The 21,790-nt window shown below is 71.0% G+C and carries 21 protein-coding genes; 7 read left to right on the forward strand and 14 right to left on the reverse strand.

Annotation, left to right across the window (positions count from 1 at the left end; translation table 11 throughout):
* Positions 1 to 88 precede the first annotated feature (88 nt).
* The 4 genes from NRK68_RS17535 to NRK68_RS17550 form a co-directional block, all read right to left on the reverse strand.
* Positions 89 to 820, reverse strand: coding sequence for a hypothetical protein (locus NRK68_RS17535; RefSeq protein WP_183066465.1), 732 nt, complete (start codon positions 818 to 820; stop codon positions 89 to 91).
* Between the two features lie 159 nt (positions 821 to 979).
* Entirely contained in the window at positions 980 to 2,806 is a 1,827-nt protein-coding gene (locus NRK68_RS17540; protein ID WP_183066466.1) for an acyl-CoA dehydrogenase, read from the reverse strand.
* Positions 2,807 to 2,873: 67 nt separating this feature from the next.
* Positions 2,874 to 3,278: an ATP-binding protein gene (locus NRK68_RS17545; protein ID WP_183066467.1), complete on the reverse strand. Its 405-nt coding sequence runs from the start codon at positions 3,276 to 3,278 to the stop codon at positions 2,874 to 2,876.
* Positions 3,275 to 3,481 (reverse strand): hypothetical protein, encoded by a 207-nt coding sequence (locus NRK68_RS17550; RefSeq protein WP_257856178.1) that lies wholly within the window; start codon positions 3,479 to 3,481, stop codon positions 3,275 to 3,277. The genes NRK68_RS17545 and NRK68_RS17550 overlap by 4 nt, the downstream gene beginning before the upstream one ends.
* A gap of 113 nt (positions 3,482 to 3,594) precedes the next feature.
* Between NRK68_RS17550 and NRK68_RS17555 the strand changes: the two genes are divergently transcribed.
* The 6 genes from NRK68_RS17555 (at position 3,595) to NRK68_RS17580 (ending at position 7,794) form a co-directional block, all read left to right on the forward strand.
* The gene (locus tag NRK68_RS17555; RefSeq protein WP_183066469.1) at positions 3,595 to 4,446 is read left to right on the forward strand and encodes a helix-turn-helix domain-containing protein; all 852 of its coding nucleotides are present in this window, start codon (positions 3,595 to 3,597) and stop codon (positions 4,444 to 4,446) included.
* Positions 4,427 to 4,630: a DUF397 domain-containing protein gene (locus NRK68_RS17560; protein ID WP_183066470.1), complete on the forward strand. Its 204-nt coding sequence runs from the start codon at positions 4,427 to 4,429 to the stop codon at positions 4,628 to 4,630. Before NRK68_RS17555 ends, NRK68_RS17560 begins: the two co-directional genes overlap by 20 nt.
* Before the next feature lie 103 nt (positions 4,631 to 4,733).
* Positions 4,734 to 5,189: an SseB family protein gene (locus NRK68_RS17565; protein ID WP_183066471.1), complete on the forward strand. Its 456-nt coding sequence runs from the start codon at positions 4,734 to 4,736 to the stop codon at positions 5,187 to 5,189.
* Between the two features lie 61 nt (positions 5,190 to 5,250).
* Positions 5,251 to 6,201, forward strand: coding sequence for an ArsR/SmtB family transcription factor (locus NRK68_RS17570; RefSeq protein ID WP_257857876.1), 951 nt, complete (start codon positions 5,251 to 5,253; stop codon positions 6,199 to 6,201).
* A gap of 98 nt (positions 6,202 to 6,299) precedes the next feature.
* A complete protein-coding gene (locus NRK68_RS17575; RefSeq protein WP_183066473.1) occupies positions 6,300 to 6,680 on the forward strand; it encodes a hypothetical protein in 381 nt (126 codons plus the stop codon).
* Positions 6,681 to 6,798: 118 nt separating this feature from the next.
* The gene (locus NRK68_RS17580) at positions 6,799 to 7,794 is read left to right on the forward strand and encodes a pirin family protein (RefSeq protein WP_257856179.1); all 996 of its coding nucleotides are present in this window, start codon (positions 6,799 to 6,801) and stop codon (positions 7,792 to 7,794) included.
* 163 nt (positions 7,795 to 7,957) lie between these two features.
* Here the strand turns inward: NRK68_RS17580 and NRK68_RS17585 are convergent, their stop codons facing one another.
* The 9 genes from NRK68_RS17585 to NRK68_RS17625 all read right to left on the reverse strand — a co-directional run bounded on the left by NRK68_RS17585 (position 7,958) and on the right by NRK68_RS17625 (position 17,740).
* Positions 7,958 to 9,448: a phytoene desaturase family protein gene (locus NRK68_RS17585; protein ID WP_257856180.1), complete on the reverse strand. Its 1,491-nt coding sequence runs from the start codon at positions 9,446 to 9,448 to the stop codon at positions 7,958 to 7,960.
* 207 nt (positions 9,449 to 9,655) lie between these two features.
* Entirely contained in the window at positions 9,656 to 10,105 is a 450-nt protein-coding gene (locus NRK68_RS17590; RefSeq protein ID WP_183066476.1) for a hypothetical protein, read from the reverse strand.
* A gap of 53 nt (positions 10,106 to 10,158) precedes the next feature.
* On the reverse strand, positions 10,159 to 11,103 hold the full coding sequence (locus NRK68_RS17595) for a sporulation-delaying protein SdpB family protein (protein ID WP_183066477.1): 945 nt from the start codon (positions 11,101 to 11,103) through the stop codon (positions 10,159 to 10,161).
* Positions 11,103 to 11,702, reverse strand: coding sequence for an SdpA family antimicrobial peptide system protein (locus NRK68_RS17600; protein WP_183066478.1), 600 nt, complete (start codon positions 11,700 to 11,702; stop codon positions 11,103 to 11,105). Before NRK68_RS17600 ends, NRK68_RS17595 begins: the two co-directional genes overlap by 1 nt.
* An 83-nt stretch (positions 11,703 to 11,785) precedes the next feature.
* Positions 11,786 to 12,463 (reverse strand): sporulation delaying protein family toxin, encoded by a 678-nt coding sequence (locus NRK68_RS17605; protein ID WP_183066479.1) that lies wholly within the window; start codon positions 12,461 to 12,463, stop codon positions 11,786 to 11,788.
* 270 nt (positions 12,464 to 12,733) lie between these two features.
* Entirely contained in the window at positions 12,734 to 13,708 is a 975-nt protein-coding gene (locus NRK68_RS17610) for an SdpI family protein (protein ID WP_257856181.1), read from the reverse strand.
* Positions 13,705 to 14,052 (reverse strand): GntR family transcriptional regulator, encoded by a 348-nt coding sequence (locus tag NRK68_RS17615; protein ID WP_183066480.1) that lies wholly within the window; start codon positions 14,050 to 14,052, stop codon positions 13,705 to 13,707. The genes NRK68_RS17610 and NRK68_RS17615 overlap by 4 nt, the downstream gene beginning before the upstream one ends.
* Positions 14,053 to 14,355: 303 nt before the next feature.
* Positions 14,356 to 15,423 (reverse strand): AI-2E family transporter, encoded by a 1,068-nt coding sequence (locus NRK68_RS17620; RefSeq protein ID WP_257856182.1) that lies wholly within the window; start codon positions 15,421 to 15,423, stop codon positions 14,356 to 14,358.
* Positions 15,424 to 15,577: 154 nt separating this feature from the next.
* On the reverse strand, positions 15,578 to 17,740 hold the full coding sequence (locus tag NRK68_RS17625; RefSeq protein WP_257856183.1) for a SpoIIE family protein phosphatase: 2,163 nt from the start codon (positions 17,738 to 17,740) through the stop codon (positions 15,578 to 15,580).
* A 156-nt stretch (positions 17,741 to 17,896) separates the two neighbouring features.
* Between NRK68_RS17625 and aspS the strand changes: the two genes are divergently transcribed.
* Positions 17,897 to 19,714 (forward strand): aspartate--tRNA ligase, encoded by a 1,818-nt coding sequence (aspS, locus tag NRK68_RS17630; RefSeq protein ID WP_183066483.1) that lies wholly within the window; start codon positions 17,897 to 17,899, stop codon positions 19,712 to 19,714.
* Positions 19,715 to 19,794: 80 nt separating this feature from the next.
* Here the strand turns inward: aspS and NRK68_RS17635 are convergent, their stop codons facing one another.
* Entirely contained in the window at positions 19,795 to 21,702 is a 1,908-nt protein-coding gene (locus NRK68_RS17635; RefSeq protein ID WP_308296193.1) for a VWA domain-containing protein, read from the reverse strand.
* Positions 21,703 to 21,790 lie beyond the last annotated feature (88 nt).

The raw sequence follows: 21,790 nt of genomic DNA on the forward strand, positions 1-21,790 counted from the left end.
GATCGGTTCACCTCGGATCGGCGCATCGCGGATCGGCGCATCGCGGATCGGTCGGGACCGGCGGGGCTCGGATCGGCTCGGGCCCGGCTCAGCCCGGCGGGCGCTCGAACCTGCGCTGCAGTTGCCTGCGCTCGCCCCGGCGGATCCGCGGGAGCATCTCGGGGGTCTGGGGGGAGCGCTGCGCGCGCCGTCGGCGTCCGGCGCAGAAGATGCAGGCCTCGCCGGGGGGTGCGTCGGGGTCGATGGGGGCGCCGGGGTGCTCGGAGCAGCCCGAGGCGTTGCGCGGGCGGGACAGCTCGCGGGCCACGATGAAGGCGCGGTGCAGGTCGTCGGCGATGCGCACGAAGTCCTCGGCGGGGGAGGACAGGCCCAGGTGGAACCGCTGGTCCTCGACGGTGCGCAGATGGGTGCGCAGGGCGTGGAGGGTGTACGGGCCGTCCGGGACCGGGTAGCCCAGGCGCCGCTGCTCGCCGGCGGGTGCGGGGGCGGCGGGGCGGCCGTGCCGGCGCTGTCCGAGGCGTCGGCGGTCGTTGCAGATGAGGCAGCGTCCCCAGCCGTCGGGCGCCTCGGGGTCGAGGGCGCCGTTGGGGTGTTCGGGGCAGCCGGTGTAGCTCCTGGCGGGGGCCAGTCCGGCGGCCGTCTGGAAGGCCACGTACAGCGCGTCGGCGATGGTGTCGTACTCGGCGGGGTGGGCGCCGTCGTAGAGCTCGCGCAGGTGGTCGCCGAGGCTGCCCAGGCTCGCCTGCAGCTCCTTGAGGGCGTACGGCCGCCCGGTGGGGACGGAGTACCCCCTGCTGCCGTGCTGATCCTGTGGACTCATGCGTACGAGCGTCCCATGAACGACTGACATCGGGGGAAAGCCGCAGTACAGGGCCTTGGTGGGGGTCCGGGTACGCGGCAGCGGCCGGGTCCCTGTGCGGGGGACCCGGCCGCTGTGCGGGTGCGGGCGCAGCGCTTGCTGCGGGTGGGGCGGGGTGCCTTAGAAGGCGGCCTCGTCGAGCTCCATGAGGGAGTTGTCGACGGCCTCGGCCAGCTGGCGCTGGACCGAGACGCCCGGGAGGACCTCCGCGGCGAAGAACTTCGCGGCGGCGATCTTGCCGGTGTAGAAGGGGACGTCCTTGGCGGAGGCCGTCGCCAGCTTCTCGGCGGCCACGGCGGCGCCCTTGAGCAGCAGGTATCCGACGACCACGTCGCCGGAGGCCATCAGCAGGCGGGTGGTGTTCTGCCCGACCTTGTAGATGTTCTTGACGTCCTCGCCGGTGGCGGTGAGGTCGACGATCATCTGGCCGACGATGGCCTCCAGGTCCACGGCGGCCTTGGCGAGCGCGTCGCGGGCGCCGGCCAGCTCCTCGCCGCCGACGGCCTCGGCCAGGAACTTCTTGATCGTCTCGGAGACGATGTTCAGCGAGGCGCCCTGGTCGCGGACGATCTTCCGGAAGAAGAAGTCCTGGCCCTGGATGGCCGTGGTGCCCTCGTAGAGGGTGTCGATCTTGGCGTCGCGGATGTACTGCTCGATCGGGTACTCCTGCAGGTAGCCGGAGCCGCCGAAGGTCTGCAGGGACTGCGCGAGCTGCTCGTAGGACTTCTCCGAGCCGTAGCCCTTCACGATCGGCAGGAGCAGGTCGTTCAGGCCGATGAGGGAGGAGGCGTCCTCGCCGGCGGCCTGCTTGACCTGGATCTCGTCCTGGACGGTCGCGGTGTAGAGGACGAGGGCGCGCATGCCCTCGGCGTACGCCTTCTGCGTCATGAGCGAGCGGCGCACGTCGGGGTGGTGCGTGATGGTGACCTTGGGCGCGGTCTTGTCCATGAAGTTCGCCAGGTCCGGGCCCTGCACGCGCTCCTTGGCGTACTCCAGCGCGTTGAGGTAGCCGGTGGAGAGGGTGGCGATGGCCTTCGTGCCGACCATCATGCGGGCGAACTCGATGATCATGAACATCTGGCGGATGCCGTCGTGCTTGTCACCGATGAGCCAGCCCTTGGCGGGGTGCTGGTCGCCGAAGGTCATCTCGCACGTGTTGGAGGCCTTGAGGCCCATCTTGTGCTCGACGTTCGTGGCGTACACGCCGTTGCGCTCGCCCAGCTCGCCGGTCTCCCAGTCGAAGTGGAACTTCGGGACGAGGAAGAGGGACAGGCCCTTGGTGCCGGGGCCGTGGCCCTCGGGGCGGGCGAGGACGTAGTGGAGGATGTTCTCCTCCATGTCGTGCTCACCGGAGGTGATGAAGCGCTTCACGCCCTCGATGTGCCAGGAGCCGTCCTCCTGCTGGATGGCCTTGGTGCGGCCGGCGCCCACGTCGGAGCCGGCGTCCGGCTCGGTGAGGACCATGGTGGAGCCCCAGCGCTTCTCGACGGCGATCTGGGCGATCTTCTTCTGCGCCTCGTTGCCCTCCTCGTGGAGGACGCCGGCGAAGGCCGGGCCGGAGGAGTACATCCACACGGCCGGGTTCGAGCCGAGCAGGAGCTCCGCGTAGGCCCAGACGAGGGAGCGCGGGGAGACGGTGCCGCCGATCTCCTCCGGGATGCCCAGACGCCAGTACTCGGAGTCCATGAAGGCCTTGTAGCTCTTCTTGAAGGAGGCCGGGACCGGCGCCGTGTTGGTCTCCGGGTCGAAGACGGGCGGGTTGCGGTCGGCGTCCGCGAAGGACTCGGCCAGCTCGTTCTCGGCGAGGCGGGCTATCTCGGACAGGACGCTCTTGGCGGTCTCGGTGTCCATCTCCTCGAACGGACCGGTGCCGTAGTGCTGGTCGCGGCCGAGCACCTCGAAGAGGTTGAACTCGATGTCGCGGAGATTCGACTTGTAGTGCCCCATGGCGACGGCTCCGTTAAGGCTCGGGGAGACAGGTTCCTCGTACATACCAATCGGTAACAACATGATGCTACCCGCCGGTAATAACGGCAACCCTTCCGCGCCGACTGTGACCAGGGTCAAGCTCGCACCACACCGTCTTGGTGCCGTGCCCCTGGGTGACCCCCCAGCGCAGCGCCAGCGCCTCGAGCAGGGCGAGCCCGCGCCCGGACTCGTCGGCTGCGTCCGCCTCCCGCCGTACGGGCCGGGCCGCCGGTGCGGGGTCGGTGAGCTCGACCCGCGTACGGGCTGCCCTTCCGCTGATCCGCAGGGTGACGGGCGTGCCCTCGCCGAGATGGCGGACGACGTTGGCCAGCAGCTCGGTGACGCACAGCTCGGCGTCGCCGGACTCCGGGCCGAGGTGCTCCCGCACGGCGTGCCGCAGTGTCCGGGCCGCCCGGGCGGTGGCGTTCAGCCGGATCACGAGTTCGTTCACGGCTTCGCCAGCGCGGAGGCGATCCGCTGCGCGGTGGCGGCGCTGCAGTTGCCGAGGGTGATCAGCGGCGGCGTGCCGTAGCGCCCGGCGTAGGAGGGCAGGTGCAGGTCCAGCGAGGGCAGGGTGATCCCGTGCGCGGCGAGCGCGCCGCGCAGCGCGTCGAGGGCCGCGGCGGCCTCGCGGTCGTGGGGGTGGTCGCTCATGGCAAACCCTTCCGTGGCGGAGTGTGACGAAGCCCTCACAGGCTGGCGCCCGGCCCCCTACCGTGGGAAGGGTTTCCGGTCCACAGCACGGAGTGTGGAAGGCAGGCCCTGCGATGGCCGCACGCAAGGAGATCGACGGCTCGGCGAGCGTGCCGGCCTTCTACGGCAAGGAGCTGCGCTGGAGGCGGGAGCAACTCGGGCTCACGCTCGAGGAGACGGTCGCCGGGAGCTTCTACGGTGTGAGCTACCTCAGCGAGATCGAACGAGCCCGGCGCCGCATGCCGTTGGACCTGGCGCGGCACGTGGACCAGGTGCTCGGCACGGACGGCTTCTTCGCAAGGTGCTGTGAGGACGTCCGGAACGCGCGACGCGGAGGGCTGGCCGAGTACTTCGCGCCCGTCGCCGAAATGGAGAAGCGGGCCCGGTCCATCGAGGAGTGGGGCCCCGCGCTCATCCCCGGACTGCTGCACACGGCTCCGTACACCCGGGCGATCACACACGTTACGCACCCGCTGGACCTCCCGGAGGAGGTGGACGAGAAGGTGCGGAACCGCCTTCGGCGGGGCCGGCTCTTCGAAGACCCGAAACGGCCGGAGTACTGGGTGGTGCTGCATGAGCCTTTGCTGCGGAGCCCGTTGTTGCCGCCCGGGGAGATGGCGGAGCAGTTGGACCACGTGGCGACCCTCGCGCGCAGTCGCCGGATCGTTCCACAGATTCTTCCGTGGAACGCACCCCTCAGCCCCTTCATGGCGCACTCGGTGAAGCTCATGGAGTTCGACGACGAGCCGCCCGTGATGTACACGGAGGGCCCGTACCACGGGCAACTCATCGACGATCCGGCCATCGTGAAGCGGTATGCCAAGGCATACGATCGGCTCAGGGCCGCCGCACTGTCGTCCGAGGCGTCCCTCGCCATGATCGAAACGACAGTCGAGGATCTCCGAAATGGCAACCAGCGGGACTGATCTGAGCAAGGCCGTCTGGCGGACGAGCACCTACACCAACGGTGACAACGGCGACTGCGTCGAGGTGGCCGATGGGCTCACCGGGGTGGTCCCCGTTCGGGATTCCAAGAGGCCGGACGGCGGGGTGGTCATGATCGGCGCCGCGGCCTGGGGGCCCTTCGTGGCCGCGCTCAAGGGCTGCTGACCGCACCCCGCAGGGGAGCCGCAGGGGAGCCGCAGGGGAGCCGTAGGGGATCGGTGGCCGGTACCGGCCGGTATGACCGCAGGCGCTCGGTAGGCTTCGGCCCATGTACGGCTATGACCAGAACCCGGGTGCCCAGCAGCAGTACGCCGCCCAGCAGCCCCCGCAGGGGTACGGGCAGGCGCCGCTGTACCCGGAGCCGTCCCCGCCCTCCCTCGCGGACGCCGTGCGGGCCTTCACCACGGGGTCCCTCTCCGCCGAGGACTTCCAGCAGGTGTTCGCCACGTCGAAGGTGTACTGCCCGCGCGGCGACACCCCCGGATTCCTGGCGCTGCACAACACGCAGCAGCCGGTCATCCCCATGTTCACCACGCTCAAGGAACTGCGCCGGTACGCCGGCAAGGAGTCCAAGTACTTCGTGATCACCGGCGCCGAGGTGATCGACCTGCTGCCGACCGGGTACGGCTTCGTCCTCGACATGGAGGGCGACCACCGCATGGTCTTCGACGCGAAGGCGGTCGAGCAGATGGTCGACTTCGCGATGCGCCGCATGTATGGCTAGACGCCGTTGCTTCGCAGACGGCTGACCGGCGCCGGACCTGACGGGGGCGGCATTGCTGAGGGTGCACTTCACCGCCGAGGACCTGTTCAACGTCACCTTCGCGAGCGAGCCGCTGCCGATGGTGGAGCTGGCCATGGCGCTGGTCGCCTGGCAGCGCACCGACGAGGCGGCGGTTTTCGGCCGCTGGCGGTCCCGTGCCACGCAGGGCCTGCCGGGCAGGGTGCGCCCCGTGCTGGATCTGCTGCGCCCGGACGGCGACAACCCGCAGTTCGTCGAGCCGTACGCGCGCACCCTGGAGGAAGGCCTGGCGGCCGTACGGGAGGCGGGCGCGCGGCTCGCCCCCGAGGAGCTGGGCCGCGTCGCCGCCCGGGCCCCCGGCGGCGGGTCCTGGCTGCGTGCGCTGTGGGGGCAGGACCGCGAGGCGTGGGACCAGCTCGACGGCGCGCTGCGGTCGGCGTACGAGGTGCTCGTCGCCCCGCACTGGCCGCGCATCCGGCAGTCCTTCCAGGCGGACGTGGCCTGGCGCACCCGGCTGCTGGCCGGTCACGGCATCAGGGCGGCGCTGGCGAGCACGCACCCGGCGGCGGGCTGGACGGGCACGGCCTTCGAGGTCGACCAGGACCCGGCGTACGAGGTCCGGCTGGCGGGCCGGGGCCTGATGCTGATGCCGTCGCCGTTCTGGACGGGGCGCCCGCTGCTCGCCGGGCACCCCTCGGGGCGCCCTGTGCTGCTGTACCCCGCGATGACCCCGCTGCCGCTGGTCGGCCCTGGCCCGGCAGAGGGCGCGCTGGACGCGCTGCTGGGGCGTACCCGGGCGGCCGTGCTGCAGCTGCTGGTCCAGCAGCGCACCACCAGTGAGCTGGCCCGGGACCTCGACATCAGCCTGCCGTCGGTGTCGGAGCACACCCGGACCCTGCGCGCCGCCGGCCTGATCACCACCCGGCGGGACGGCAAGGCGGTCCTGCACTCGGCGACGGGCCTGGGCGTGGACCTGCTGCACAGCGGCGGCTGAACGTTTCGGCGACGCCCGAAAGCATCGCGCCGGTGCCGGCGGCTGCCGAGTATCGGTGCCGCGGGGGGAATCCCGCTCCTACGGAAAGGGAGACTGCGATGTCACGTACGTCGATACGCACGAAGCTGGCGACGGTCGCGGCCGCGGGGGTGATGGCGCTGGGCACGGGGGTCCTGGCGGCGTCCCCGGCCGGCGCGGCTGCCGCGGGCGGCACCTTCGCCAACTGCTCCTACGGTGCCGCGTGCATCTACGGGGGTGCGAACTGGAACGGCTGGCCCAAGGAGTACTTCACCCGCGGCAACCACCCCTTCTACAACCAGTACGGCGTGAAGCGCGTGTTCAACAACCAGTCGCCCGGCTGGTACGCACAGCTCTGCCGGAACGGCAACGGCACCAACTGCGACATCACCATCGCCCCGTGGACGTACGTCGACGTGGACCTCACGCCCTACAACTCACTGCGCATCGTCGGCCCGTAACCGCAGGTCGGACGGCTAGGAGCCCCGGAGGGAATTCCCTCCGGGGCTCCTCTGTTCTGTGGGGTGTGGCAGAAAGTTCGAGTTTCAACTAAACTCGGATCAGAAGGAGGTCCTGACCATGCCCGCAGTGACTGTTGAGAACCCGTTGACGCTTCCGCGAGTGGCCGAGCCGCAGGCCGCCGTCCCGCGCAAGGTGCTGGCTGTCGTCTCCGCTCCCAGTGGGTTCGAGGGTGAGGGATTCCCGGTGCGGCGCGCGTTCGCCGGGATCAACTACCAGTACCTCGACCCGTTCATCATGATGGACCAGATGGGCGAGGTGGAGTACGCGCCGGGCGAGCCGAAGGGCACCCCGTGGCACCCGCACCGCGGCTTCGAGACCGTCACGTACCTGATCGACGGAACCTTCGTCCACCAGGACACCAACGGCGGTGGCGGAGTCATCAACGGCGGCGACACCCAGTGGATGACCGCCGGTTCGGGCCTCCTGCACATCGAGGCCCCGCCGGAGTCCCTCGTCGTCAGCGGCGGTCTCTTCCACGGCCTCCAGCTGTGGGTGAACCTCCCGGCCGCCGACAAGATGATGCCCCCGCGCTACCAGGACATCGGCGGCGGCAAGGTCACCCTGCTGACCACCCCGGACGGCGGTGCGCTGCTCCGTGTGATCGCCGGTGAGGTCGACGGCCACGAGGGCCCCGGCATCACCCACACGCCCATCACCATGATCCACGCGACCGTCGCACCGGGAGCGCAGATCACCCTGCCGTGGCGCGAGGACTTCAACGCCCTGGCGTACGTGATGGCCGGGCGCGGGTCGGTCGGCGAGGACCGCAGGCCCCTCCACACCGGGCAGACGGCCGTCTTCGGCGAGGGCGGATCGCTCACGGTGCGGGCGGACGAGTCCCAGGACTCGAGCGCCCCCGACCTGGAGATCGTCCTCCTCGGCGGGCGCCCGATCCGTGAGCCGATGGCGCACTACGGGCCGTTCGTCATGAACAGCAAGCACGAGCTCCAGCAGGCCTTCGACGACTTCCAGGCGGGCCGGCTCGGCCGCATCCCCACCACCGCCCGCACCGGCCTCGGCCACCGCGGCGCGGGCCAGGCGGACGAGGACTGACGCCGACGGGCCACGAAGCGGGCACGGCCACGACGCAGACCTGGTGGGCGAGTGACCTCGCCCACCAGCGCGCGATTGAGCCCCTGAGGCAGGGCGTCTGGCGCCGGCGACACGCCCGTTGAGATCGCCGGCCTGCCCTCTTGCATCGCCTGCTTCCGATGACTCAGAGCAGGCGTCGGCTTCGGCTCCTGTCGGCGGTTGGGGGTTCGGGGCCGAGCGGAGGCGGTACGGGGATGCCGAATTCGCGGCGCAGTGCGGCGCAAGCAGCGTAGTAGCCGGACATTCCGTGAACGCCCGGTCCGGGTGGTGTCGCGGCGGAACTCAGATACACGCCGGGGATGGGGACGCGGTAGGGGTTGAGGCGTGGAGCGGGGCGCAGAAGGGACTGGCGGATGGTCATGGCGCCCGTGCCGATGTCTCCGCCCACGTAGTTCGGGTTGTAGGTCTCGTACGCTGCGGCCGGTATCCCTCGGCTTGCGATGACGGTGTCACGGAACCCGGGGGCGTATTGCTCGATGCGTGCGCTGATCAGCTCGACCGGATCGGTGGTGTCGCCGTTGGGGACGTGGGCGTATGCCCAGATCGGGCGCTTGTCGGGGCGCGCCCTTCCCGGGTCGGCGATGGCGGGGTCGACGACGAGGACGAACGGTTCGTCGGTGAGGATGCCGGCCGCCGTGGCGGTCTCGGTCCGGATCATGTGGGCCTGAGTGCCGCCGAGATGGACGGTGGTGGCCTGGCCGACGGTGCTGTCAGCCCAGGGGATGGGTTCGGTGACGAGGAAGTCCGCCTTGGCAGCGCCGGGACCGTAACGGTAGCGGGTGAGCGCGCGCTCATAGGCGGTTGGCAGGCGGCCCGCTGTGATGCGGGCCAATATCTTGGGGCTGACGTCCAGGAGGACGGCCGTGGTCCGGGGAAGCTCGGCCAGGTCGGAGACCAGGTGGCCGGTGTGGAACGTTCCCCCACGCGCCGTGATTTCCGCAGCCAGGGCGTCAGCGATGCGAGCGCTGCCGCCGCCGACGACCGGCCATCCGCTGCCGTGCGCCAGGTGGCCAAGCAGCATCGCGACCGCGGCGGAGGCGAGCGAGGGGAGCCGGCCGACGGCATGCGCTGCGACGCCGGTCAGCAAGGCGCGTGCCTGTTGCGTCGCGAACCGGGCTGCGGACAGGCGCGTGCCGTGGCCGAGAACGTCCCGGGCCAGAAGCAGCGGTGCGATCGGGTCACGGAGAAGGGCACGGTGACCGGACAGAAGGAGGCTGACGATGCCGTCGGAGTGGTCGAGGAGGGGCTGCATGAGGCTGCGCCAGCGCGGGCCGTCGATTCCCAGACCGGCGCAGGTGGCGTCGAGGTCGCGGTAGGCGATGCCTGCGGCTCCGTGGGGCAAGGGGTGGGCATAGCTGGCGGGGGAGTGCAGCATCTGCACCCCCCGTTGGGTGAGCTCGAACTCGCGGAAGAAGGGGGAGGCCAGGGCCATCGGGTGGACAGCGGCGCAGATGTCGTGCGGGATGTCGCTGTCGAAGAGGGCCTCGGTGCGTAGGCCTCCTCCGATGGTGTCGCGTGCTTCGTAGAGTGCGACGGAAAGCCCTGCGCGCGCCAAGGTGACGCCGGCGGCCAGCCCGTTTGGGCCCGTGCCGACGATTACCGCGTCCGGAGACATGTCGTTCGCTCCTCGGTACGTGGTTGGGTGTCCGTCCGGATCGGCACGCTTGAGGGGCGGACGGTACTGGTGTCAGCCAGTACCGTCCGCGCCGTCGGCCGGTGCGAGCCAGCTGGTTCTACGACGGCTGCTGCCTTGCGGCGCTCGCAGTTGCGGGCTGAGGATCTGTCTGCGGCCCACCCTGTGCTCGGCTGCTCGGCTGCTCGGCTACTCGGAGGCGGCGGGCTGCGAGGTCGGCTTCCGGATGGGCCAGGTGGTGACGGAGATCTGCTGGCCGCAGTCTTGGGCTCCCTCGCCCTTGCAGACGTAGACACTGCCTGTGGTGGTAGGAGCGTAGTAGGCCTTGAAGCTGACAGGCTTGGTACCAGGGCCGCACTGCGTGGCGATGTTGCGGGCGGGCATGGGGGCGAAGTCGTGGATCGTCATGGACCACAGGGAGTAGCACCCGGGGCCGGTGTTCTTGAGCTCGCCCTCGACGGCGAGCGTCGAGGTGAGGATGCCGCTGCCCTTTTCGAGCCATCGGGTGCCGCTGGCGGTGGCGGTGCCGTGGCCGGCTGACCACGGCAGTCCGGCTGCGGAGGACGGGGAGGCGGCCAGCAGGATCGCGGCGGCCGAGCCGAGGGCGACAGTGAGGGTCTTTCGCGTGCTGGAGCGCACGGGCACGGTCCTTACGTGGAGTGATCGGCAGGTTCTTCTACGTGGGCCGTCGGTTAGGCCTGGACGGGCTCGCTGACAGGTGTCTCGACGGCCGGGCGTTCGGGTTTGGCGGGTTGGGTCCGCTTGCGCCACAACCGTGTGAGACGAGGGTCGTGTCCGTAGGGGGCGAGGAGCAGCAGCAGGCCGGCCCACATGGCGAAGGCGAAGCTCCACAGGCCCATGACGATGGCGATGCCGAGGTGGAAGAGGACGCCCGCGGGCAGAAGGGCCCACCGCACCTTCTGCGGCAGCAGGAGCGCGGCGGCGAGAACGATCTCCAGTACGAGGGGGCCCCAGGTAAGCGCGGCGACGCCCAGGGGGTTGTCCACCACGGTGTTCAGGGCAGGGCGGAGCCAGTCGGGGGCTCCGAAGGCGTAGTTGTTGATCCAGTAGTACAGGGCGCTGCCGTCTGCCCATTCGGCGTGGGGCAGTTTGGCAACGCAGGACTGGAAGTAGACGACGGCCATCTGGATCCGGGCCACGGTGATCGCGCTGACCCCGATCAGGGCCAGGGCTGGGCGGGTGCTCTCCGTGGGCTCGGACGGCTGTGGCTGCCAGTGCCAGCGTCGTGGGTCGCCGATGGCCACCAGGACGAGGATCAAGGTGAGGATCCAGGTGATCTGGTCTCCGCCGTCGGGGATGGAGATGCCGGTGAACACGCTGAACGCGACGTAGGCGTGGGGGATGGCGGTGAACCGGGGGCGCCAGCCGCTGGCTGCGATGACGAGGACGACGCAACAGATCCAGCGCATCACCTCGAAATGATCGGGGGGCACCAGGCAGAAGGCTCCTGCTCCGGTGACGCCCCGGCACAGCGGGTAGTGGCCGACGGTGGCGACTTCCCGGAAGAGGGTCGCGCTGTCGCTGAATGCGAGCGTGCCCAAGGTGCCGAGCGCCAGAAGGGTGCGGGCCAGGCCGTAGCCGGCGGCCCATGGGAGGGTGATGGTGCGCTTGCGCATCAGCAGGTCACCTCAAGCACCATGACGCGTTCGGTGGAGTGGGGCTCGGGCACGAGGTCACGCCACGCGTACGGCGTGGGGCGTTCCTGCAGTAGGCCGACGGTTCCGCACAGTGTGGGGTCGGGGGAACTGTTCTCCAGCTGGCGGGCGGTATCACCGGAGCTGGACAGGCAGGTCTGCCCGCTGTCGGTGCAGTCGCGCCAGTCCGACTTCTGGGCGGCCGCGAGCAGCATGGCGATTTCGACGCCCTGGGCGCGTGATTCGCGGTCGAGCCCGAAGGCATTGTGTGGAGAGGCGTGCGGGGTGAGGGAGAGTGTCTGCCAACCCTCTGGGGTCTTCTTGTAGGGGACGACCTCGGGATCACGCGGGGACTTGGTGAAGAAGGCCCAGCCCTGTGGTGCGATATTCACCACCGTGTGCTTCACCTTATTTTGCGCTGGCAATGTGATGACGTTTTTCGGGACCTGTTCCTGCACTGCATAGAGCACGATCACCGACCAAGTGGCACACACGATGACGACCGATTTAAGGGATACGGAGACGGCGCCGTTACCGCTGCGGGTGAATGCGGCACAGGCCGCCCGGATTTTGCTGTTCATGAGGGAAGGGAGGATCCTCTGCCGCTGGGACGGGAACGCAGCATCGGGGGCGGAGAGTCTGCAGCCTCTCCGCCCCCTTTCGCTCAGGCGGCCTTGAGTGCCTTCGTCACCTGGGCGACGGCCTCGTCCTTCGACAGCGGGGTGCCGTCACCGGTGGTGGGCTGCGGGCTCCAGAACCAGTTCTTGCCCTTGACGAAGTTCGCTCCCACCGCGACGGTGACCGTCACCACGGCGCCGGCCGCGGTCACGACGGCGGCGACGTGGACGACCGCCGCGCCGACCGCGACAGTGACGCCGCACAGCTGGCCGTTCTCGATGGGAGTGGCCTTGTCGTCCTTCTGCGCCACTGCCATCAGCATGTTCTGGGCGTCCGTGACGGCCTTCTCGACCTGGCGGGGGTCGCCACTGCGAGTCTTCGCACTGAGCTCCGCGAAGAAGGCGGGGGACCGCTTGTTGATCAGGTCGATGACGGCGTTCGAGGCGCGAACCTCGTCAAGGTCGTCGTTGTCGACGTGCTGGCGGGCCTCCGCGAACAGTTCGAGCTTCGACAGGTCGCTGCCGACCTCGCCCTGGCCGAAGAACAGGCCCCGGAAAACCTTCTCGCCATCGGCCTTGGCCGAGGCCGGTGACGCGACCGAGGCGGTCGCGACGGACTTGGTACCCGCGTCGGCCATCGCCGACGGGGCTGCGGCCACGCACAGGGCTGCTGCCGTAACGCCCGCGACCGCCAGGATGCCGCGCTGCTTGATGTTCAACGTCATTCCCCTCGTTAGAAAAACATCAGGGAGCAGCAAGATGGCTGTTCACTCGCCCCCCGATGTGTGAACTTCCTCCGTGATATTCGCATAGGAAATGATCATGAGTCGAGCAAATATGACTGCGCTCACAGCAGGTTTAAGTGGAAAGGCGTCTTCCGGCGATCTTCCGTTTCTTTCCGGCCAGCGTCGGCGAGGGTGCTTGACTTCGGGTATCCGAGGGGTGTCAATCGGGGTCATTCGGGCGAATCGTTTTCGCCAGAATGGCTTAATTGATTAGCTGGCATGTCGGGTCGACAGGGCGTTGAGCAGTGCGGCGCCGCGTTCGGCGTCATCGACGCTCACGGCAAATTCCGTGCCCTTGGCCGGACGGATGACCAGGCACTCGCCGGCCCGGAGCATCACCGTGGTGCCCAGGCCGCTGAGCCGGTAGCCCCAGCCGCCGACCTGCGCCGGGGTCCGCATCTCGGCACGCGCCGAAACGATGTCCTGCGCCGACCAGCGACGCACCGGCCAGCCGAGTGGACCGAAGGCGACCTCCAGTCCGGACTTCGTCACCCGTGCCTGCACCGAGGCGCAGAACAGCACGAGGACCGAAGCGATCGCGAACGGGGCGACAAGTGCCCACTGCAGACCGATGAGACCGCCTGCGGCCGCGAGTACGGCGGCCGCCGCCACGAGGCCGGTGAGGGCTGCGGTCAGGTGCAGCCAGGGGTTCGCGGTACGGGAGAGCCAGACGCGGCGCTCACCCTCAGGGATCTCCATGACCTCGCCGCGTGCGTCCTGTTCGGCGTGGACCGGGAGCGAGGCACGCCGTCCGGCCAGCCATCCGAGAGTGCCGGCGGCGACGGCGACCGCCGCCGTGACGGCCATCCCCGTGCCCACCGAACCGGCATCCCGCCAGTCGGCCCGGTCCAGATTGGCACGGACGATCGAAGCCTGGGCGCCTGCCAGGAACACGCCGCCGGACAGCAGGGACACCCCGATCCACGCCCCTGCGGGCGCGCCTCCGCGCCGGCCGGCCATGGCGATGGAGAGCGCCAGAACCGCCCAGATCAGTGCGGGGAACACGGCAGCCGCCCACAAGGGCATCGAACCGTCAGGAGCCCCACCGCCCCAATGCGTGGCAAGGTGCTGCGGCAGCCGGCTGCTCGCGGCCGGCGGAAGCCCCGCCAGCACAGCCAGTACGCCCACCGCCCAAGCCGCCGCTCCCCAGCGCGTGCCGCTCGTCCGCTTCGTACGGTCAGTCACGAAAGCCCCCTGATCATTTCAATGAGATCGTTCTTGCTGTATCCGAGGCGTGCGGCATCGGCCACCAACTGCCGAGTCCTGCTCAGCAGTTCGGACCGCTGGTCCGCGCCTTCGGCGACGGTGACCCCGCGACCCCGCCGGAACTCCAGCACCCCCTCGTCTCGCAGAGCCCGCAGCCCGCGCAGGACCGTGTTGGCGTTCACTCCGAGCGCCTGGGAGAGGTCCCGGGCCGGAGGCAGTCGATCCCCCGGCGCACACTCGCCCTCGGCGATGGCGCGCCGGATCGCCCCCGCTACCTGTTCGTGGAGTGGACGGCTGTCCGTGGTGTCCAGTCTCAGCAACATGATGCTAGTGAGCGTAGCACTATTATCGTCATGACGTCTGGGAAGCGATGAACTCGAACCGGTTCCCCTCGGGGCCAATGCCTTGGACGGTGGTCCCGAGGGGCTAGGAGGTCAGGACTGGGCCGTCAGCTGTGTGCCGAGGGCTCGGGCTCGGGTGTGAGGCCGCCGAGGATCTCCTGGGCGCAGGTGGTGTCGGGCGGGGAGGTGAGGTCGAACGGGCCACGGCCCAGGAACGGGCCACGAAGCGGGCACGGGCCGCGCCCCCTTCCGGGGACGCGGCCCGTGCCGTCGTGGTGGAGTCCGTCAGGCGGAGTCCGCCGGCTGCGGCGGCGCCTCCGCCTCGGCATAGCGGGCGCGGAGTTCCGAGATCACGCCGAAGACCGCCGCGGTCAGCGGGACCGCGAGGAGCATGCCGAGGATCCCGGCGACGCTCGCTCCGGCGGTGATGGCCAGCATCACCACGGCCGGGTGCATCTGCACGGTGCGGCTCTGCACGACCGGCTGCAGTACGTACCCCTCGATCATCTGGACCAGCAGCACCAGGCCCAGTGCCCACAGGCCGATCACCCAGCCGCGGTCGGCGAAGGCGACGAGGACCGCGACGGCGCCCGAGAGGATCGCCCCGAGGTAGGGGATGTAGGCCGTCACGAACACCAGGGCGGCCAGGCCCAGCGCGCCGGGCACGTCGAGGATCAGCAGACCCACGCCGATCAGCACGCCGTCGATCAGGGCCACGAAGGTGGTGCCGCGCATGAAGCCCTCGACGGCTTCGAAGGCGCGCCGCCCCATCGCCTCCATCAGGTCCCCGGAACGGCTCGGCACGACCGAGCGCAGAGTGACCACGGCCCGGTCGGAGTCGCGCAGGAAGAAGAAGATCAGCACCATCGCGAGCAGGACCATCGCCAGCACCGAGCCCACCACGCTGAGCCCGGCGACCACACCGGACGCCGCCGTGCTGCCGAACTTCGCCAGCAGGTCCTTGGAGTTCGCGGTGATGTCCTCCAGCGAGGTGCCCACCGCCCCGAAGTGCTCGGCGAGCATCTGCCCGGCCCGCCGCAGGGCGTCGATGATCTGGTCGCCGGTCTCGATGAGCGCGAGTACGACGATGTACGAGGCCCCGCCGACGACGGCCACCACGGCCAGGCAGGTCAGGGCCGCGGCCAGCGAGCGGTTCACCCCCATCCCCACCAGACGGCGGTGCATCGGCCCGAGCAGGGCCGTGCCCAGCACCGCCAGCAGCACCGGCGTGACCACGGTCTGCAGGACCGTGCACAGCCATACGCCGACGGCGAGGACGGCGGTGGCCAGCAGGACGACGGCGCACCAGGCGGCGAGCCGCCGCACCGGTTCGGGGAGAAGGGAGTTCGGCACGGCGTCATCCAACCACGCGGCCTCGCAACGGCCCCCGGGCCCGACCGCAATACGCGCGTCCGTCCGCTCCACGCGTACGCCCGCTCCTGCGCGGCCGGCCGACCACGGCTGCGCCCGCTCCTGCGCGGCCGGCCGACCACGGCTGCGCCCGCTCCTACGCGTCCGGCCGCTTCGACTCCTCGTACAGCTCGAACCAGATCGACTTGCCCTCGCCGCGCGGGTCCACGCCCCACGCGTCGGCCAGCATCTCCATCAGCAGCACCCCGCGGCCGCTGGAGGCCATCTCCCCCGGGTGCCGCTTGTGCGGGAGCTCGTCGCTGGAGTCCGCGACCTCCACCCGCAGCCGGCGCTCCCCCAGCTCGCCGACCGCCTCCGCCACCAGCAGGGCGTCGCCGTCGGTGTGCACCAGGACGTTGGTGACCATCTCGGAGACCATCAGCACCACCGAGTCCAGCTGCTCCTCGTCGGCCCAGTCGTGCAGCAGCTCCCTCACCTGCCGGCGGGCGCCCGCGATGCGTTCCGGTTCCGCCTGGGCCACGGTCAGCATGGTGCGGCGGGCCGGCCGGGCCGGGTGCGCCGCCGGGGTGCCGCAGCCGCAGGCAGCGCCCTCGCGGCACAGCAGGACCACGGCTATGTCGTCCTCGCGGCGATCGGCCAGCGGGCCGGTGGTGTGGTGCGAGGACGGTCCGTGCACGGCCTGGACCAGCAGGTCGGCCAGAGCTTCGAGGTGCCCGTCCTCGTGGCCGGCGGCCTCGTGGGTGCCGGCCTCCAGGACCGCGCGCAGCCGGGCCCAGCCCGTGTCGAGGTCGTGCCCGCCGGTCTCGATGAGCCCGTCGGTGCACAGCATCATCGTCTCGCCCGGCTCCAGGGTGAACCGGGTGGTCGGGTAGTCGGTGTCGGGGACGATCCCGAGGGGGAGCCCGCCCGCGGTGGGGCGCATCAGGACGGTGCCGTCGGTCATCCGCACGGCGGGGTCGGGATGGCCGGCGCGGGCCACCTCCAGCGTTCCGGTCCGCGGGTCGCACTCCACGTACAGGCAGGTCGCGAACCGCGGGCTCTGCGCGTCCGGGTCCTCCTGCGCGCCGGACTCCTGGGAGGCGCACAGCCCGGCGAGGAAGCGGGAGGTGCGCGAGAGCACCGCGTCCGGCCGGTGCCCCTCGGACGCGTAGGCCCGTACGGCGATCCGCAGCTGGCCCATCAGCCCGGCCGCCCGGACGTCGTGGCCCTGGACGTCGCCGATGACCAGGGCGAACCGGCCCGACGGCAGCGGGATCATGTCGTACCAGTCGCCGCCGACCTGGAGCCCGCCGCCGGTGGGGACGTAGCGCGCGGCGATCCGCATGCCGGGGATCTCCGGGCCGAGCTGCGGCATCATCGACCGCTGCAGGCCGGTGGTCAGTTCCCGCTCGGACTCGGCCACCCCGGCCCGCTGGAGGGCCTGGGCCAGCATCCGGGCCACGGTCGTCAGGACGGACCGCTCGTCGGGGGAGAAGGACGCGGGCTGCTTGAAGGCGGCCATCCAGGCGCCCATGGTCCGCCCGGCCACGATCAGCGGCAGGAAGGCCCAGGAGACCCGGTCGAAGCGCTGCGCGAGCGGCCAGGTGGCCGGGAAGCGCCGTTTGTAGTCCTCGGGGGAGGCCAGGTAGATCGCCCGGCCGGTACGGACGACCTCCGCGGCCGGGTAGTCCGTCTCCAGCGGCATGTCCGTGAAGGGGCCCTCGTCGCCGGCGTCGTGCCCGTGGTGCCCGATGACGGACAGCCGGTCCCCTGCCACGCCGAAGACGGCCAGCCCGTCGGGGCTGAAGCCCGGCATCGACAGCGAGGCCGCGACCCGCAGCACCTCCGCCGTGGACCGGGCCTCCGCCAGCGCCCGGCCCGCGTCCAGCAGGAAGGCCTCGCGGGAGCGCCGCCAGTCGCCCGTGATGGGCGTGTGGACGGCCGTGGTGCCCGGCTGCGGCTCGGCGATCTCCTGGATGGTGCCGATCAGCTCGTAGTCCGGGCTCCCGTCGGCCGCCCACCGCTCCAGCGGTCTGGAACGGCTGCGCACGGTCCGCAGCACCCGCCCGTCCACGTCCATGATCCGCAGCCGGGCCTCGGCGAGGGTGCCCTCGGCGACGGCCAGGTTGACGATCCCGTTGATCTCGTTCCAGTCCACCGGGTGGAAGCGGGACCGTACGGCGGCCTCCGGCAGGACCACCGGTTCGGCGGGCAGCCCGAGGAGCCGGGCGGCCTCCCCGTCGAGGGAGACCGTCCCGGAGGCGTTGTCCCATCGCCACAGACCCGTGGCGACGGCGGCCAGGACATCCTCGGTACGCACCCGGTCATCTTTACAGGTCGCATCCGATACGTGCCTGTTCGCTCCCTGCCGGGTGTATTTGCGCAGGCGGGCCCCAGTGCCCGACCCGTCACCGTCCCGGACGGTAACCTTGGGACGGTTGAATCCACCCTGGTATCGCGTAGAACTGGATGACTGATGCATCGGTACAGGTCCCACACCTGCGGCGAGCTCCGCGCCTCTGACGTCGCCGCCGACGTCCGACTGAGCGGCTGGCTGCACAACCGTCGAGACCTGGGCGGCATCCTCTTCATCGATCTGCGCGACCACTACGGCATCACGCAGCTGGTCGCCCGCCCCGGCACCGCCGCGAACGAGGCCCTCAGCAGCGTCTCCAAGGAGACCGTCGTCCGCATCGACGGCAAGGTCGTCTCCCGCGGCGCGGACAACATCAACCCGGAGCTGCCGACCGGCGAGATCGAGATCGAGGTCTCCGAGGTCGAGGTGCTCGGCGCGGCCGCCCCGCTGCCCTTCACCATCAACACCGACGACGGTGTGAACGAGGAGCGCCGCCTGGAGTACCGCTTCCTCGACCTGCGCCGTGAGCGCATGCACCGCAACATCATGCTGCGCTCGGCGGTCATCGCCTCGATCCGCTCGAAGATGGTGGCGCTCGGCTTCAACGAGATGGCGACCCCGATCCTCACCGCGACCTCCCCCGAGGGCGCCCGTGACTTCGTGGTGCCGTCCCGCCTGAACCCGGGCAAGTTCTACGCCCTGCCGCAGGCCCCGCAGCAGTTCAAGCAGCTGCTGATGATCTCCGGCTTCGACCGGTACTTCCAGATCGCGCCCTGCTTCCGCGACGAGGACGCCCGCGCCGACCGCTCGCCGGGTGAGTTCTACCAGCTCGACGTCGAGATGTCCTTCGTCGAGCAGGAGGACGTCTTCCAGCCGATCGAGCGCCTGATGACCGAGCTCTTCACCGAGTTCGGCGGCGGCCGCGAGGTCACCTCGCCGTTCCCGCGGATCCCGTTCCGCGAGTCGATGCTGAAGTACGGCAACGACAAGCCCGACCTGCGCGCCAAGCTGGAGCTCGTCGACATCACCGACGTGTTCGAGGCCTCGGAGTTCAAGGCGTTCGCCGGCAAGCACGTGCGCGCCCTGGCCGTCCCGGACACCGCCGCCCAGCCGCGCAAGTTCTTCGACGGCCTCGGCGACTTCGCCGTCTCGCTGGGCGCGAAGGGCCTGGCCTGGGTGCGCGTGGGCGAGGACGGTTCGCTGACCGGCCCGATCGCCAAGTTCCTCACCGAGGAGAACGTCAAGGTCCTCACCGAGCGCCTGGGCCTGGTCCCCGGCCACGCCGTGTTCTTCGGCGCGGGCGAGTTCGACGAGGTCTCCAAGATCATGGGCCCGGTCCGGGTCGAGGCCGCCAAGCGCGCCGGCCACTTCGAGGACAACGTCTTCCGCTTCTGCTGGATCGTCGACTTCCCGATGTACGAGAAGGACGAGGAGACCGGCAAGATCGACTTCTCCCACAACCCGTTCTCCATGCCGCAGGGCGGCATGAAGGACCTGGAGGAGAAGGACCCGCTCGACATCCTGGCGTGGCAGTACGACATCGTCTGCAACGGCATCGAGCTGTCCTCCGGCGCCATCCGCAACCACGAGCCCGAGGTCATGCTGAAGGCCTTCGCGATCGCGGGCTACGAGGCCGAGACCGTCGAGCGCGAGTTCGCGGGCATGCTGCGCGCGTTCCGCCTCGGCGCCCCGCCGCACGGTGGCATCGCCCCGGGCGTGGACCGCATCGTGATGCTGCTGGCCGACGAGCCGAACATCCGCGAGACCATCGCCTTCCCGCTCAACGGCAACGCGCAGGACCTGATGATGGGCGCGCCGACGGTCCTGGAGGAGGCCCGTCTGCGTGAGCTGAACATCGCGCTGCGCAAGCCGGTCGAGACGAAGCCGGCCGACTCCAAGCCGGTCGCCGAGTCCGTCCACCCGGACGCGGCGCGCTGAGCGGTAGCCGGTAGCCGGTAGGCGGTGGCCGTACGAAAGGGCCCGGGGTCGACCCCGGGCCCTTTCGCGTGCGGGAACTTCTAGAACTTCTCCAGGACGCCCTTGAGGAGGGCCGCGGAGGTCAGTTCGGTGGGTGCCGGCCCGGCGTGGAAGAAGCCGGCGTTCTCGGCGTCCAGCTTGCGCAGGAAGTCGAAGGCCTTGGAATCGTGGTCTCCGAAGGCGACGAACTGCCAGTGGATGCCGGGGGCCGCGGCGGCGGCGTCGGTCAGCGCCTGCCGGGCGGGCTGGCGGTTGTCGGGGGCGCCGTCCGTCTGGAAGACGACCAGGGCCGGGCCCTCGCCGCCGTCCTCACGGTAGCGGGCGACGACGGCCTCGACGGCCACGTGGTAGCTGGTGCGGCCCATCCGGCCGAGCTCGGCGTGGCGGCCCTCGACCCAGGAGCCGTAGTGGGTGTCGAGGGACAGGTCGGCGGTGCCGTCCACCTCCGTGGAGAAGAACACGGTGTGCACGGTCGCCTCGTCGTCGAGGTGCGCGGCGAGGGCGAGGGCGTGGTCGGCGAGGTACTGGGCGCTGCCGTCCTTGTAGAACCCGCGCATCGACCCGGAGCGGTCGAGGACGAGGTAGACCTTGGCGCGGGCGCCGGCCTTGCCCTTGCCGCGGAGCACCTGGCCGGCGGCCTTGTACGCGGCGGCCACCTCGGGCGCCCGCCGCCGCACGGCTGCCGCCGCATGAGCCGGCCCCACCTGCACCTCGGCCTCGCCCTCTGCCTGCGGCTCCGCCGGGGTCTCGGCCTCTGCCTGCGGCTCCGCCGCGGGTGCGTCCTCCGGCTCCGCCGGGGTCTCGGCCTGCGGCGCGGGCGCCTCGGGCTGCTCCGCAGCGGGGGTTTCCGGCTGCGCCGGGGTCTCGGCTGCCGCCTGGGGCTGCTGCTCGGCGGCCTCTGTCTGAGCCTCCGCCGCGGGTGCGGCCTCGGCCTCCGCCGCGGGGGCGGGCTCCGGCTGGGCCGGGGTCTCGGTCTGCGCCTGCGGCGCGTCAGCGCCGGCTGCCGCCTGCTCGTCCCGAGCCTCCGGCTCGACGGCTTCTGTCTGAGCCTCCGCCGCCGGGGTGGTGTCCGGCTCGGCCGGGGTGTCGGCCTGGGCCTGTGCCGGCTCGGGCTGCTCCGCAGCGGGGGTTTCCGGCTCCGCCGCGGCTTCGGCCCGGTCCGGCTCGGCGGCCTCGGCCTGCGGCTCCGTCGCAACCTCGGCCTCCGCCGCGGGGGCGGGCTCCGGCTGGGCCGGGGTCTCGGTCTGCGCCTGCGGCGCGTCAGCGCCGGCTGCCGCCTGCTCGTCCCGAGCCTCCGGCTCGACGGCTTCTGTCTGAGCCTCCGCCGCCGGGGTGGTGTCCGGCTCGGCCGGGGTGTCGGCCTGGGCCTGTGCCGGCTCGGGCTGCTCCGCAGCGGGGGTTTCCGGCTCCGCCGCGGCTTCGGCCCGGTCCGGCTCGGCGGCCTCGGCCTGCGGCTCCGGCACAACCTCGGCCTCCGCCGCGGGAGCGGCCTGCGGCTCCGCCGCGGGGGCGGGCTCCGGCTGCGCCGGGGCCTCGGCCTCGGCCTGCAGCGCGTCAGCGCCGGCTGCCGACTGCTCGTCCCGAGCCTCCGGCTCGACGGCCTCTGCCTGAGCCTCCGCCGCGGGAGCGGCCTGCGGCTCCGCCGCCGGGGTGGTGTCCGGCTCCGCCGGGGCGGCCTGGGCCTGTGCCGGCTCGGGCTGCTCCGCAGCGGGGGTTTCCGGCTCAGCCGGGGGCTCGGCGGGGGCGGCCTCGGCGGCCGCCGGGGTTTCTCCGTCGGGCTTCGCCGCAGGCGACACCGCAGGCGTGGGGCGGCGGGCTTCCGGGACCGTGGGGTCGGCGGCCGGGGCGGGGGCCGTGAGGACCGTGCCCGCCTCGCGGTCCCGCGTGGACTGCGGGGGCACCGTCGGGTTGTCGAAGGATGCCGCCACGAGGTCGGCGGCCGCATCCAAGGGGTTGCGTTCCGCCTGGTTGGGGACAGCCGCCGACGCGGCGTCCGTAGTTTCCGGAACCGGTTCCGCAGACCGTCCGAACACCTTG

The sequence above is a fragment of the Streptomyces yangpuensis genome, assembly GCF_024666385.1.
Lineage (GTDB): Bacteria > Actinomycetota > Actinomycetes > Streptomycetales > Streptomycetaceae > Streptomyces > Streptomyces yangpuensis.